Origin of the sequence: Carboxydocella sp. JDF658 (assembly GCF_002049395.1) — a bacterium.
In the GTDB taxonomy this organism is placed as follows: Bacteria; Bacillota.
In genome coordinates this window covers 1-15,409 of the sequence record NZ_BDLR01000091.1, presented here as the reverse complement: position 1 = coordinate 15,409, position 15,409 = coordinate 1, and the positions used below count along the sequence as shown (strand labels likewise).

Below are 15,409 nucleotides of genomic sequence, written 5' to 3'. Positions count from 1 at the left end.
TTGTCCTGACTTCTTGATTTCATGGCGGGAAGCACCTTCCAGGAGCCGGTTAAAGGCCCACCGCATACAGGCACAGAAGAGACGCATCTCCGTAGTCAGCTGGTCTTCTTCGCCCCGGCTCCATTTCGAAGACCGGTGAGTCGGGTAAATCTCCGGAAAAAACTCCCCGCACACAGTTATGCTAAATTTGTTTTTCTCGTGTTTCTCTGGCATTCCTGATCAGCTCCCCGAAACCCTGCCGTACTTTGCTGCTTCTCCAATGGATAATAGTTCCATACTTTTAATGTAGCAAAACAGTTAAATACAATCAATTATAGTCTAGTTTTCTGAAGCTGCTGCTTACCTCCATCCCTCTACCTTCCATCTTATCCAATCGCAGAACCAGAGAAAAGAGCAAGACTTGCAAAATACTGTATACTTATTCATTTAGGGCAGACAGGAGGAGTGCTGTAGTCGTATAATATTTTAAGATAAGACTCAATATACGTGGGAGGGAACCGGGGTGGCCTTAGCCCAACAAATCCAAACAGAAATTATCCGGATGCTTGGCCATGAGAAAGTGCTCACCAGCCCATTGGAGCTGGCTTACTATTCTTATGACAGTTCTTTTCTAGCCCGGGAAAAAAGTTTTTTACCTGATCTGGTGGTTTTCCCGACCTCTACTTCTGAAGTCGCTGCCATTATGAAACTGGCCTGGCAGCATGAAATTCCCGTCACCCCCAGGGGAGCCGGAACCGGGGAAACCTGTGGCTGTGTTCCTGTTAAAGGGGGAATCGTACTGGACCTGAGCCGCTGGAAAACCATCGAAGAAATCGATGCCGCCAATATGCAGGTCTGGGTACGCCCGGGTGTCATTCACGCTGAGCTAAATGAAGCCCTGGCTCCCTATGGCCTTTTCTTTCCCCCTGACCCTGGCAGTACCCGTATGTGCACCATCGGAGGCATGGTAGCCAATAATTCCAGTGGCCTGCGGGCGGTCAAATACGGAGCCACAGAAAACTATGTCCTGGGCCTGGAAGTGGTTCTGCCCAACGGGGAAGTGATTATTACCGGTGGCACCCGTTCCAAAGCGGTAAAAAGCGTTACCGGCCTCAATTTGACCAAGGTTTTTGTCGGCTCGGAAGGCACTCTGGGTGTGATCACCAATATCCGCCTGCGCCTCTGGCCCAAACCCAAAGGCCGGGGCATAGCCATGGCGGTTTTCGCCAACCTGGAAGATGCTCCTGCCGCTGTCCTGGACGTCTATCGCGCCGGTATCCTGCCTTCCGGCATCGAAATTATGGATAATTCCGCCATCCGGGCGGTAAGTGAATTCGCCCCGGAACTGAATCTGCCGGTGGATGCCCAGGCCATCCTGATCTTTGAAGTGGATGGCAATCCCGCCAGTGTAGCCTGGGAAGGAGAACAAATTCAGCAAATCGTGGGACAGCGGGCCCTGCGCATCGAATGGGCCACTGAACCCAAGCGCATGGCTGATCTCTGGCGCGCCCGTGGCGTAGTGGCAACTGCCGCTGCCCGTGTTCGCCCTGATGGCAGCCGGATTTTCCACGGGGAAGATATTTCCGTTCCATTCACCCAGGTAACCGAGGCGCTGCGCCGCATTCAGGCCCTGGGGGAAGAATTCGGGGTCAAGGTGGTGGTCTATGGCCACATCGGAGATGGCAACCTCCATACCGCCCCGGTCATCGACCCGGAAAACCCGGCAGAAGTGGAACAGGCCCACCGTCTGGCTGATGCTATCCACCGTCTGGCCGTGGAACTGGGCGGTACCACCACCGGTGAGCATGGCGTCGGCCTGGTCCGCGCTCCTTATGCACGGCTGGAACACGGTTCCGCCCTCAAAGCTATGTGGGCAGTTAAAAAAGCTCTGGATCCCAAAAATATCATGAATCCGGGGAAAGTGCTGCTGCCTGAGGAGGAGAGCTAAATGCTGGCCCATGAACCGGAACTGTTAAATCAGCTGAAAAAATGCGTGCGCTGCGGCCAGTGCCGTTCCGTCTGTCCCGTTTTTGCTGTGCTGGGCAAGGAGTCGGCCGCTCCCCGGGGCAAGGTGTTTCTGACCGAAATGCTGCACAAGGAAAAACTGCCCCTGTCGGAGGAAATGGCCGGCCAGCTCACAGCCTGTTTGCTCTGTGAAGCCTGCAGTCAGGAGTGCCCTTCCGGGATTCCCGTGCATCGCTATGTCAGTATCGCCCGCAGCCATCTGGCCAAGAAAGGGTATTATAAATTCAAGCGCCAGCTCTTCGGCAAGCTCTGGCCCAGAACCCGTTTTCTCTCTCTGGCCGGTGAGCTGCTCAAGGCCTATCAGCATCTGGGTATCCGCAGCCTGGCCCGGGGGCTGGGGTTGACCCGGTTGCTGCCCGGCTCTCTAGGGCAGGCGGAAGCCGTCCTGACCACCGTCCCCAGGCAACGGGCCCGTCAGCTGCTGCCCACAGTGACTCCTGCTCAGGGAGAAAAGCGGGGCCGGGTCTATTATTTCCTCGGCTGTGCAACTGACATGCTCTTTCCCCACATCGCCCAGGCCACAGTAAAGGCCTTGAGTCAGCAGGGCTTTGAGGTGGTAATCAGTCCGGAGCTGAACTGCTGCGGTATGCCCCAGCTGGGTAACGGCGCCCGTGATACCGCTGTCAGCCTGGCGGCCAGGGTACTAGAGCAAATCGAAACCGCCGGGGCTCAGTGGGTAGTCAGTGATTGTGCCTCCTGTGGCGCAGCTTTAAAGGAATACCCCCAGCTGCTGGCCGGTACTGAACTGGCAGCCACCGCCCGTACCTGGGCTGAGCGCACGCGGGAAGTTACCGCTTTCCTGGCCGAGCAAGGCCTGCGGGAAATTACCGCTTCCAGTACATTACCCCTGACTGTAACCATCCATGACCCCTGTCACCTGGCCCGGGGCCTGAAACAAAAAGCCGCCCTGCGTCTGTTCCTGCAGCAGCTGCCGGGAGTGGAAGTGCGGGAAATGGCTCAGGCTGACCGCTGTTGCGGGGGGGCCGGCACCTTTTTCGCCACCAACTATCAGCTGTCCCAGACTATCCTGGCGGAAAAGGTAGCCAATATCCGCCAGAGTGGGGCTCAGGTAGTGGTCACTCCCTGTCCAGGCTGTATTTTGCAAATCAGCCATGGCTTGCGGCAGCAGGGACTGCCGGTACTGGTGAAACACCCGGTGGAATTGCTTACTTCCCTTTCGCCCAGGGACTATAAATAGTGGTAGATAAACGCCGTACTCTCACTTTAATCTTTAATTCCAGATGAGCGGTGGGCATTACTTCACTCCACCGCTCTTTCACTTTTTCCCAAATTTCCGGTTTTTCAGCAGCTAGCGCCGCCCCCAGACCGAATATATCGGCTCGGGTCTGGCGTTGTTTGTTCCAGGCCAGTTGAATTTCCTGAAGTATCATTCTGGTTAAGTGCTGTTCCAATTGCTTTACATTCGGACCAGTAGCCGGGTTGGTAAATCCGCTTTTTTCCCCGAGATTGCCTTCCACCTCCAACTCTAATTGATAATAGGGTTTACCATTTCGCCAGCCAGGCTTGAGCCGTCTTTTTTCTATCCGAATAATTTCAAAGGAAATTTTTCCTCCTCCTGGCTGGGGTGCAACGATAATCCCGCTCTGTACCTTGCCTTTAACCCACAATACCCCCCGGGTCTCTCTGGCATCCAGCCAGCCTGCTAGCCGTGTACCTTTTAAAAAGGCTGCTCCAGCCATATAGATTACTCTTTCCGGCAATAATTCCCCCCGTTGTTCTGCCTCCAGCCCTAAAACCTCCCGGCTGTATTTGCGCCAGCTCAATGGCTCAACCGCTGTCGCCAGCGGTGCCTGTGCTCCCTGGCTGGCCAGGGCAGCAAGAAAATCTCCCATTTTCACTTTTACAGTACCAGAAGTACCAGAAGCAACTTTTTCCACCTGGTCTTTAAGAAAAGTCGCCGGCAGGGGTGTATAAGGAGGAGCATTTTGCAGTACCTGGTAAGCCTTGCCTCTAGCAACCAAAACATAGGGTGTACCCCGTAATTCATGATCAGAGCTGAAAAAATCGATAATTTGGTCTACTCCCTCCCTGGCCGCATCTTCCCCGATCACTAGAACCTGCATGTGGGAAAAAAACAATTTCGCCCCTGTAGCCATGATCAGGTGGCGAACCGCTTCAAAGGTAGTCTCCCCATTACTGATAATAGTCCAGCTCTTAGGCCCCTCGGCCCCTTTCTCTGCTTTCAGTTTTTCCAGCAAAGGCATCTGTACAGTTATCAACACTTTACCATCCGGTGCCCGATCTACTCCCACAGCTAAGGCATACTGGATTTTTTCTGCTTCTTTGCGGTTCCAACAGCCCTGATTGATTAACATCATAAAGATTATTAACAGGCTTAAAATCCTTTTGCTATTCAGTTTAGGGCGGGCCAGCCACCAGCACAACCAGGGACTGAGTAGTAAAATTAACCAAAAATGCACTGTATCGATCTTAAGTACTGCCTGTACCGCATCAGTAGGCAACATGGCCAGGCCCAGTTGCCAGAATGCTAAAGGCCATACCAGCATTCGATCATTCTTCAGCTGAAATAGCCGTCCCACAGCCCAGGCCCCGATATACAACAGTAAAGCGAGCCTAATCACTGCATTTTGAAACCAGAGCATTAGAAAAGCCACTTCAATCCGTTCAATAAAACCCCCAAGAGAAATATTTTTAACTACATCCAACATCGGCCAAAATAAACGTTGTACTGTATATAAACCAAAAATTCCCACCACCAGCGTACAGGTAAGACTGATAAGCAAAGCTGGCATTAACATTCCGGCCCAGATTAACCAGTGCTCATATTCTTTCTTTATCTTAAAATACTCACTCAAAAACCACAAGGGTAACATATTTAAAGTAAAGCCCATCAGAAAGATTACTGCTTTGATAAAGGCGGAAAATTCAATAAAAAACAGGGGTTTTAAGCGAAAGGGATCAAAGTCAGGAGCGGATAACATAAATACTATGACTGTTGCTAAAATAAATATCGGTGTTAACAAAAAATTAAAGCGAACAATCAGCTTTAACCCACCACGAGCTAAGACAACTGGCAGTATCAATGTCAAAATCACGATAACCAGTATCGGGGTTTCCGGCATTATGGCAGTATTGATGAATTCTCCGTAACGGCGTAAAGTAACTGCCCCCTCTATCATGGTTAGACCCAGAATTACCAATGCCAGCCCTGGTCCAAGCTTGATACTGCTGCCCCAGGGTATCCTTCGCACTAACCAGAACAAGCAAGGGGCTAACAAAACGATTGCTCCCAGAGGAGCCAACCATGCCCCTGACTGCATCAATACCTAAAGTACGGGGAATTGTAACAAAATAAAAGCCCATTCCTGCTATTGTTTCTAACCAGAACAACTGCCAAACGGTCATTGTTGTTCCTCCCCTTTGCCCACCTCACCTTTAAAAGGAAAGCGTTCCTGACCTGCAGCCTCTCCTCCGATGCAGAGCAGATGATCATCCCACACCCGCCACGATGAAGGAAACAGGCCCAAGGCATAAGGTATACCATAGACCTCCATTTGCAATATATAAGCCAAAATCAAACCCAGGGCCAGCGTTAGGCCAAATCCCCCCATGACTGCCGCTGCCAGCATAACTAAAAATCGCAACAACCGAATACTAAAGGCAAGGGAATAGTTGGGAATAGCAAAAGTTGCTAAAGCCGTCAAGGCTACGATAATAGTCAGAATAGGCCCAACCAAGCCGGCCTGGACAGCTGACTGCCCGATAACCAGTGCTCCCACTACTCCCAGGGTATTACCCATTGGCCCAGGTAAACGCAAACTGGCTTCTCGAATCAGCTCGATCGCAACTTCCATCATCACTGCTTCTGCAAAGGCAGGCATAGGTACACCACTGCGTCCGGCGGCAATCGATAACATTAAGGAAGTGGGGACCATTTCTTGGTGAAAGGTAGTGAGAGCAATATATAAAGCCGGCAATGACAAAGCAATCATGAAGGATAAAACCCGAATCCAGCGAACGCTGGTAGCCAGGATCGGGTGAATATAATAATCTTCAGCCGAAAAGAGAAAATCAGTAAATAAACCAGGTACGATTAAGACAAACGGCGACCCATCTACCAGCAGGGCAATTCTCCCTTCGGCTAAAGCTGCCCCGACCCGGTCTGGTCGCTCAGTTGCCAGCACCTGGGGAAAAGGGGACCAGCGCCGGTCGGCCAGCCACCTTTCCAGCATACCACTATCCCATATTCCGCGTAACCGAACCTGACGCAAGCGTCCCTCTACTTCCCGAACCAGGGATGGGCTGACCAAATGATTCAGATAAAGAAAAGCGATTTTAACCTGATGTTCACTTCCTATTGATATATATTTGACTTTTAGCTGCCGATCGAGGCATCTACGTCGTACTAAAGCCAGATTAGTTTTTAATACTTCGCAAAAGCCTTCCCGTCCACCCCGAAGTACCATTTCCGCTAATGGCTGCTCCGGCTGACGGTGTTCCCAGCCAGAAGTCGCTAACAGCCAGGCTTCTTTTTCCCCTGTTACCAGGAGGACTGTACGTCCATTGAGAAGCTCCCGGGCAATTTCTGTAATATCAGCACTTTTACGTAAATCCGGCCCTGCCCGTTCCGCAGCTAACAGCCTGGCCAGTTGACTTTCTTCCACCAACCCTTCCAGGTAAAGGACTCTGGCTTCAGCCCCTTGCCATTTAATACTCTGGACTACCAGATCATCAGGACAGCTAAGCCACTCTATAATAATAGTACTATCTTGAACAGGCTGACCCTGTAACTGAAAATTGGTCTGGTCTTGACCCGCATTTTTGCCCAGTTTACGCCAATTCCCTGTTTTTTTCATAAACTGGCTACCACCTTTCCGGAATAAGATCAAAGAAGGCATCAATCAGCGGTTCTGCCAGTTTAAAGATAATCACTACTCCCAGTAACCAGGCAGAAAAAGTTAACCCTAACATAACCCAGACTTCTTTATGCTGACCCAGATGCCAGTATTGATAAGCATCCGGTCCTATAATCACCACCATAATTAACAAGAGGATTATGCAATTAAGCATAAAAAATCCCTCCCCGGGTTAGCTTTTCCAAGGAGGGATTTGGCTATTCAGGACATCCTTTGCAGTTAACCAGCCTTTACGGGCGATATTGACCCCATAAATGACATAGCCCAGTTCTTCCCGGCGATGGGCATCGGGATTGATGGCGATTTTAACTCCCAGCTCCCGGGCCCGGCGGCACCAGCGCCAGTCCAGGTCCAGGCGATAGGGATTGGCATTGAGTTCAATGGCCTTGCCATAGCGGGAAGCAGCCTGCAAAATCTCTTCCAGATCCACCGGATACCCTGGCCGGGCCAGCAACAATCTGCCCGTGGGATGGCCCAGCATGGTGACCGCTGGATGCTCCAGAGCTCGCAGCAGGCGCCGGGTCATCAGCTTTTCATCCTGTTTAAAACCGGAATGGACAGAAGCGATAACAAAATCAAAGCTGGCCAGCACCTCATCAGGATAATCCAGCCCACCATCAGGCAGGATATCCACTTCTATCCCTTTCAAGAGGCGAAAATCTATGCCTTCTTCCTGCCACTTACGGTTGAGGACATCAATCTCCCGCTGCTGGCGCTGGATATCCTCCAGGGAGAGACCGTGGGCATAATAAGCAGAGCGGCTGTGGTCAGCAATACCAAGAAATTTCCAGCCCAGCCTGCGGGCGGCCTCAGCCATATCCGCCAGGGTGTGGATGCCATCACTGTAATTGGTATGGACATGCCATACTCCCTTCAGATCAGAAAGGTTCACCAGTTCTGGCAGCTGCCCCTTTTCCGCCACTTCAATCTCGCCCAGACCCTCTCGCAGCTCCGGCGGGATATAAGGCAGGCCCAGGGCTGCATAGGCCTCACGCTCAGAAGTAGCAGCGGCTACCGGTTTCTCTTCCTGGAACAGGCCGTATTCATTGAGCTTTAAGCCCTGTTTTTTGGCCCGCTGGCGTAGGAGAGTATTGTGTTCCTTGCTGCCGGTAAAATGGAGCCAGGTCCAGGCGAATTCCTCTCCTTTGGCCAGCCGCAGGTCACAGTTGATACCAGACATCAGCTCCAGAGTCAGCTTGTTTTCGCCGCCACTTGATACCGCTTTGACCAGGGACAGTTGCTCCAGAGCTGCCCGGAATTGCTGCCAGTCAGTACCCGGGGCCAGTTCCACCACCAGGTCCAGATCCTTGACCACTTCCAGTAAACGGCGCCAGCTGCCCGCCATCTCGGCGCGCTTAACCTGAGGCAACAGACGCAGCTCGGCCAGCAAGTCAAAGCCGATGACATTGGCCTCAGCCCAGCGCCAGCGCCCGGCATATTCCCGCCGTTTCTCGATAGCGGCCAGAATATTGGCCTGGCTTTTGGCCCCAAAACCCGGCAGGGTCAGGAGCCGATTCTCCCGGCAGGCATATTCCAGTTCCCCGGGATTACTGATTCCCAGCTCCCGGTATAAGGTTCCCACTTTTTTCGGGCCCAGTCCGGGTATCGCCAGCATTTCCAGCACGCCTGGCGGAAACTCATTCCGTAGTTCTTCATAGGCAGAGGACCGCCCCTCTACCACCAGCTCCCGGATTTGTTCCGCCAGGCTCTTGCCGATACCTTTGATTTCTTCCAGCTGGCCGCTGTCAACCAGCTGGTTCAGGTCTTCGGTCAGGGTCTCCACAATGCGGGCCCCGCCGTAAAAAGCCCGGGCCTTAAAGGGGTTTTCCCCTTTCAGTTCCAGCAACTTGCCGATTTCTTCCAGCACATGGGCTACCTGTTTTTTATCCATCTTCATTCCCCTTCTGCCAGCTGCAGATGTTTGCGGATGGTCAACTGTTCCCAGGCATTGATCCAGGGATCCACCTGGAAACGGGCAGGATAAAAAATCCCCTGGACTGCGATTTCAGCTACCGAAAGACCCTGACGCCAGAGAGTCAGGATTTTTTCATGTTTATGGTCGATAATTTGCAAGTATTCCTTTAAACGCCGATAAAACTCATCTTTACTCAATAGCTCAGGTACATGCGAGGTAAGATAGTATTTTGCCGGCAGTTCCAGCAAAGCCAGAGCCGACTGCCGGTAGGCGGTGATGTCCCCATCTTCCCCCATATACCAGGGCCCGAATTCCGTCAGATCCACATCAGCAGTAAAGACCAGTTTCTCCTCCGGGAACCAGAGACAGGCCATGCCGGCAGTATGGCCCGGTGTATGCAGGAAGACCAGGGGTAAATCCCCCAGGTCCACCGGTTCTCCATAAGGATAGGTCCCATCAACTCGGCCGGTGGACCAGAGCCATTCCTGGCGACCCCAGGGAGCCAGACTCTGTCCCTTGATCCGATCAGCCTGCAAATCCGCCAGCCAGGCCGCTACTTTTTCCTCTCCCAGGGCCCAGGTTATCCCAATAGTGCGCACTAGCTGCCGTAGATCCAGTAAATTAGGGGCATCGATGGGATTACTCCAGATTTCCGCCTGTTCTTTAAACAAATAGGTATAGACTACATGGTCAAAATGGTAGTGGGTCAGATAGACCCGCTCTACCGGCAACCTTGCTTTCAGGGCCTGCAGTTTTTCCTCTCCGGCCCCGGCATCCACCAGAGCCTTGACTTCCTTGCCTTCCAGGTAGAGGTTGTTACTGTAAGGAAAATTGGCCCCGCGCTCACCAAAGATTACTTTTATTCTCCCTTTCTCCCGGTCAAACATCTTGCTCCCCCCCTTTTACCATCATAGGGGTTCTGGCAAGCAATGTCAAATGCGGCGCAGCAGCAAGGGCACAATTTCCCCCGGTGGTAAGGGTTTGCCAAAGTAGAAACCCTGGGCCAGGTGGCACTGGCTTTCCCGCAGAAACTCCAGCTGTTCCCGGGTTTCCACCCCTTCCGCCACTACATGTAAATTCAGGGCCTGTCCCAGGCGAATAATAGCGGTTACCACCGTAGTGTCACTGGGATGATGAGGTGCCTGACGGATAAAGGACTTGTCTATCTTCAAGGCAGTTAAAGGAAAACGGGTCAAATAACTGAGGGAAGAATAACCCGTGCCGAAATCATCGATGGCTACATGAATCCCCAGTTCCCGCAGTTCCTTGAGAATATCAATGGTTCGCTCTACATCTTTAATAGCTGTGCTTTCAGTAATCTCCAGCTCCAGCCAGCGGGGATCCAGGCCGGTTTCCTTCAGTATTCCCTTGACCATGGGTACAAAATCATCCTGAAGAAACTGGCGGGCGGAAATGTTAACTGCCACCCGCAGGGAAGAAAGCCCCGCCTCCTGCCAGAGCCGGTTTTGCCGGCAGGCCTGGTAGAGTACCCATTCCCCGATGGGAACAATCAGGCCGCTTTCTTCGGCAAGGGGAATAAAATCGCCGGGGCTGATGGGACCTTTGTCCCGATGTTGCCAGCGCAGTAATGCTTCCACTCCTATCAACTGACCGTTTTCCACCAGCACCTGGGGCTGATAATGCAGGCTTAATTCCTTCTGCGCCAGGGCCTGGTCCAGATCGGCTTTCAGCTGCATGTTTTCCAGGCTTTTGGCCCCCATGTCCCGATCAAAGACCCGGCAAAGATTGCGACCCTGTTCCTTGGCTTCAAACAGGGCGGTATCCGCCTGCCTCATTAATTCCTCTTTATCAATGCCCTGCTGAGGAGCCAGGGTAATCCCGATACTGACGGAAGTATAGATTTTTTCCCCTTTGATCTTAAACGGCTCTGCCATAATTTTAATCAGCCTGCGGGCCAGCTCCAGCGCTTCCTTCTCTGTCCCAATCCCCTGAGCCAGGACGGCAAATTTATCCCCGCTGAGACGAGCAATCCGCAGCTTTTCTCCCCCGCTCTCCAGCAGGCGCCGGGCTGTTTGCAACAGCAATTCATCTCCCGCCAGAAAGCCCAGAGTATCATTGACAAATTTCAACCGGTCCAGGTCCACGAACATAACCGTCACCGTGTCCAGGTTTAGCCTTACCAGTTCTAAAGCCTGGGCCAGCTGCTCACAAAACCAGCGCCGGTTTGGTAAACCCGTCACCGGGTCCCGGTAAGCCATTTGCCGCAATTTTTCCTCCAGTTGCAGGCGTTCCAGTTCCAATACAGCCCGCATGGTAAAAATCTTTAGCACTTTTTCTACCACTTGCTGATCCCGTAGAGGCTGACGATCCAGGGCCAGCAAGAGCCCCAGCAATCTCCCTTCAGCATCAAGAAGGGGAGCAGCAACACAGCTTTCTAACTTTCCCTTCAGGAGAGGGAATGTCGGAGCCTGGCTCAACCCCTGCGGGCAGCAACAAAACTGTCCTGCCATCAGCCTGGCACAGGGGAGTTCCTTTAGATTAAAGCAGAAATTATCCCAGGCCAACCCTTCAGCCCAAACGGCAACAGTGCGCACCTGGTTAGTTTCCGGTAAATATTCACCCACCAGCACATGGCTCATTTTCAACAAGCGGGCCAGATAATAAACAAGCTGCTGGAAAAAAGCCTGACCAGTGGCTCGGGCCAGACTACCAGCAGTATTCTCCGCTAAAGCCATGTCTATTAGATTTTCTCTTTCTTTTTCTTTCATCCTGTTCGCTCTCCTCATGCTGCCATTTTTTATTTTTAATACTTCGCTACAATTCTAATAAATCCTTGTGATTAAAGACTCATTTTTTAAAAGTTGCAATTTTATGGACAATATTTGCATTAATCTCCATCGCAGTCCACATCAACTTTAGCATCCTTAATACGGATACTGATGGACATAAAGTCATTTTCCAGTTTGATTTTTTTCTTTCGCCCATCCTCCGACTGGCGAATTTTCACTTTCAGTTTGTCTTTGCTACAGTCATCATTATGGCCCATTTTGCCCACCTCCGGGCTTTTTTGCTATATTTTATGGGCATAAAGCCAGAAAGGTGTCAAAGCACTCCTTTGCCCGGCGGTCCATAATATAGAGAAGGAACAAATAGCGGGAGGGATGCCCGTGTCTGCACCTGCCCGTTACTACCATGTAGTCGCTCTTTCTGTGCCCATCGTGCTCAACAGGGCTGGAGAATACAATCCCAATGGCATGATGTTTGTCCTGAAAGAAAGGGAAGCTGAGCTACGGCAACAAATTGCCAGCAACCCCGGACAACCGGTGCCTCTGGTCCAGCCCCTGGTCATCCGGGCCTGTGCCGGCGAATGGGTGGAAGTGCTGCTGGAAAACCAGCTGCCCTTCCCGGTCTCCATGCATATCCAAAAAGCCGCCTATTCCATACAGACAAGTGACGGCAGCCTGGTGGGCCTGAACCAGTCATCCCTGGCCCCATCGGGTGGCTCTAGCACCTATCGCTGGTTCTGTCCCCGGGAAGGAGCCTACCTGTTCAATGACCTGGCCAACCCCCTCAGCAGTGAGACCGGCAGCAATGCCAATGGTCTCTGGGGTGCACTGATCGTCGAACCTCCCGGCTCCCGCTGGACCGATCCCGAGACGGGAGGCGAATTGCCCAGTGGCACCGCAGCCGATATTCACCCGCCCGGACGTCCCTCCTTTCGGGAATATGTCGTCTTCTTCCATGACGAATTCCCGGCCGTGGCAGCTGATGGCGGCCCCATCATCGATCCCATGCATCCGGAGCCAGTGGTGGAAGTGCATACCATCAGTTATCGCTCCGAACCCAGCCGCATTCGGCCGCCCCGCGGGGGCTGCAGCGGCGAGGAATGTATGATGAGCTCTTGGGTACACGGTGATCCGGCCACTCCTGTTTTCCACGCTTATATCGGGGACCCGGCGGTTTTCCATCTCATTCATGCCGGAATCAAGGAGACCCATGTCTTCCACCTCCATCTCTACCAGTGGCATCTGGAACCGGATAATCCCCGCTCTCCCATCATCGACTCGATCAGCATCAGCCCCCAGGAAACCTATACCTTCAAACCCCTGCACGGTGCCGGCAGCCTGGCCCGTAACTTCGGAGACGCTATTTTTCACTGTCATCTCTATCCTCACTTCGATAATGGTATGTGGGGCCTCTGGCGTACCCATGATGTGCTGGAAGATGGCAGCCGTTTCTACCCCGATGGCACCCCCATCAAGGCTCTGCAGCCTTTGCCTGACCGCCAGCCGCCGCCAGCGCCTGCTCCGGAACGCCCTGGCTTCCCCCTCTTTATTCCTGGCATTTTCGGTCAGAAACCCCCGGCTCCTCCTCTGGGCATAGTCGGCGGACGAGATCCGACACCGCTGGAACAGGCGGCCTTTGCTGCCAATGCCCGGCCCGGTGCGGTTTTCGCCAATCCAGCCCCTCCCGATGCCCCGGTACGGGAATATGAGATTGTCGGAATCAGCCGGGACCTGGTCTACAATCAGCAGGGCTGGCATGACCCGGAGGGACGCCTGTACGTACTGGCCGAAGATGAAGAGGCTGTTTTATCCGGCCAGAAAGTCTCAGAACCTCTGGTGATTCGGGCCAATGCCGGTGAAGTGGTGCGGGTGAAATTCACCAACAAATTCCCCCTGCAACTGGGCGGCAATGCTTTTCAAAACCGGCATCATACCACTGAAGCCGGCATCCATATTCATCTGGTGAAATTCGATGTGCAATGTTCTGACGGATCCGCTAATGGCTGGAATTACGACAGCAGCGCCCCCTATGGTGAGACCATTGTCTACCAGTGGTACTGTGACCGGGAATTGCATGCAGTTTTTTTCCATGACCATCAGTTTGCCAACCTGCACCAGCAACACGGGGTTTTCGGCGCCCTGATCGTAGAGCCACCTCATTCCATTTATCTCGATCCCGGTACCGGCATACCCTTGAAATCCGGCACCAGGGCCATCATTCACAACCCTTTCCTGCCGGATTTCCGGGAATTCGTCCTCTTTGTCCACGACTTTGCTCTTCTCTTCGATCGGGAAGGGCAACCCCTGAATCCGCCGCCTTTTCCTGATTCGCCCCAGGATCCCGGGGTAATGGGGATTAACTACCGCTGTACCCCATTTCTGTTCCGTCCCGGCGATCCGGCTTATGTCTTCAGCTCCCGGGTGCACGGCGAGCCCGATACCCCCCTGCTGGAAGCCTATGCCGGCGATCCCGTCCGCATCCGGCTGCTGGATGGGGCCCAGGAAGAACAGCATTCCTTTATTTTACACGGCCACCGCTGGCACCGTCAGCCCCGGGATCCAGCATCCCCCCGTACTTCCAGCCAGACCATCGGTATTTCGGAAGCCTTCAATTTCTTTTTCACCGCCCGGGCCCAGCGTCGTACTGATTATCTCTATTATTTCGGCGGCATCGATGACCTCTGGCTGGGTCTATGGGGTATTTTCCGGGTCCATGTCCGACCGGTTGCCCATTTGCACCCGTTGCCTGACCGGCAATATCTGCCTCTGACCGCTCCCATCCGGCCATTGCCAGCCGGTCCGGTGCGGCGTTACCAGGTGGTAGCCATGGCTCACCCCATTGTGTATAACCGCTTTGGTGATCATGATCCCAATGGGCTGCTTTTCGCTCTGGCTCGCGATGAGGCGGCCATACGGCAGGGCACGCTTGTTCCCGAACCCTTGCTGCTGCGGGCCAACCTGGGTGAAGTGGTGGAAATCCACCTCACCAACAAACTGCCGGAGTACCTGCCTTCAGCCACCTTCCCGGAAGTGCCCCTGCAAATACCCTGGCCTGCCTCCAGCCGGGTTTCCCTGCACATCCAGACCCTGACCTATCTGGGTCCGGAACAGGATGGCGCTGCCGTCGGCTTCAATCCCGACAGCACCATTCCTCCCGGCGCTTCCCGGGTCTACCGTTTTCAGGCTGACGTCCCGGGCCTGCATTTCTTCTACAGTATGACTGACCTGCGCAACCACCGGCAACGGGGGCTGTTCGGAGCCATAATTGTTGAACCGCCAGGTTCCTACTGGCTTGATCCCTATAGCGGCAAACCCCGCAGCCATGGCGCTCATTTACTCATCTATCCTCCTGGCCAACCGCCCTACCGGGAATTCGCAGTCATTGCCCACAACGGTATTGAACTTTTTGATCAGCAGGGTCAGCGGATACCTGACCCGCAGGAAGTTGAGGACTTTGAAGATCAGGGACATAAAGCCTTCAATTACCGCAGTGAACGGCTGGCTAACCGACTGGCCTTCAACCCCGATCCGGCCCTGGTCTTCAGCTCAGCTGTTCATGGCGACCCGGCAACACCCCTGTTTGAAGCCTATACCGGTGAACCCCTGGTCTTTCACTTCGGCATGGCTGCCAGCAAACCCCGCAATACCTCTTTCCTCATTCACGGCCATACCTGGACTCTGGGGACCAGTATTATCGCCTGCCAGGGAAAAGTGAGCATTGGCAACAGCTGGACCCTGTATTTACGGGAAAAAGCCGGGGGCAGATTCAGAGTGCCGGGGGATTATCTCTACCGGGCGGGGGTCTTACGCTGGGATGTCGAGGCGGGAATGTGGGGGATTTTACG

The 15,409-nt window shown here is 53.3% G+C and carries 10 protein-coding genes and 1 pseudogene; 3 read left to right on the top strand and 8 right to left on the bottom strand.

The features are described 5' to 3' along the window. A pseudogene (locus tag JDF658_RS11625) lies at positions 1-213 on the bottom strand (IS200/IS605 family accessory protein TnpB-related protein); the annotation flags it as partial. Positions 214-502: 289 nt separating this feature from the next. Here JDF658_RS11625 and JDF658_RS11620 point away from each other — a divergent pair. Then, positions 503-1,927: an FAD-binding oxidoreductase gene (locus tag JDF658_RS11620; RefSeq protein WP_375804204.1), complete on the top strand. Its 1,425-nt coding sequence runs from the start codon at positions 503-505 to the stop codon at positions 1,925-1,927. Further along, positions 1,928-3,202 (top strand): (Fe-S)-binding protein, encoded by a 1,275-nt coding sequence (locus JDF658_RS11615; RefSeq protein WP_078665429.1) that lies wholly within the window; start codon positions 1,928-1,930, stop codon positions 3,200-3,202. It begins immediately after the preceding gene. On the opposite strand, the gene JDF658_RS11610 is transcribed toward JDF658_RS11615, so the two are convergent. The 7 genes from JDF658_RS11610 to JDF658_RS14490 form a co-directional block, all read right to left on the bottom strand. After that, entirely contained in the window at positions 3,171-5,264 is a 2,094-nt protein-coding gene (locus JDF658_RS11610) for a Ger(x)C family spore germination protein (RefSeq protein WP_159446628.1), read from the bottom strand. The two genes, JDF658_RS11615 and JDF658_RS11610, sit on opposite strands and share 32 nt — an antisense overlap. Positions 5,265-5,387: 123 nt before the next feature. Further along, the gene (locus JDF658_RS11605; RefSeq protein WP_159446627.1) at positions 5,388-6,842 is read right to left on the bottom strand and encodes a spore germination protein; all 1,455 of its coding nucleotides are present in this window, start codon (positions 6,840-6,842) and stop codon (positions 5,388-5,390) included. 7 nt (positions 6,843-6,849) lie between these two features. Continuing rightward, positions 6,850-7,056 carry a hypothetical protein gene (locus JDF658_RS11600; RefSeq protein ID WP_079907752.1) on the bottom strand — a complete coding sequence of 69 codons (207 nt, stop codon included), beginning with the start codon at positions 7,054-7,056 and terminating at the stop codon, positions 6,850-6,852. Positions 7,057-7,074: 18 nt separating this feature from the next. Continuing rightward, positions 7,075-8,793, bottom strand: a complete 1,719-nt coding sequence (gene polX, locus JDF658_RS11595; RefSeq protein ID WP_078665431.1) for a DNA polymerase/3'-5' exonuclease PolX — start codon at positions 8,791-8,793, stop codon at positions 7,075-7,077. Between the two features lie 2 nt (positions 8,794-8,795). Next, complete coding sequence (locus tag JDF658_RS11590; protein WP_079907751.1) at positions 8,796-9,704, bottom strand: MBL fold metallo-hydrolase; 909 nt, start codon at positions 9,702-9,704, stop codon at positions 8,796-8,798. 45 nt (positions 9,705-9,749) lie between these two features. Next, entirely contained in the window at positions 9,750-11,546 is a 1,797-nt protein-coding gene (locus tag JDF658_RS11585; protein WP_159446626.1) for a bifunctional diguanylate cyclase/phosphodiesterase, read from the bottom strand. Between the two features lie 119 nt (positions 11,547-11,665). Further along, positions 11,666-11,824, bottom strand: coding sequence for a hypothetical protein (locus tag JDF658_RS14490; RefSeq protein WP_159071795.1), 159 nt, complete (start codon positions 11,822-11,824; stop codon positions 11,666-11,668). Positions 11,825-11,945: 121 nt separating this feature from the next. Here JDF658_RS14490 and JDF658_RS11580 point away from each other — a divergent pair. Then, a partial coding sequence (locus tag JDF658_RS11580; protein ID WP_242946670.1) for a multicopper oxidase domain-containing protein occupies positions 11,946-15,409 on the top strand: 3,464 nt, incomplete at its 3' end.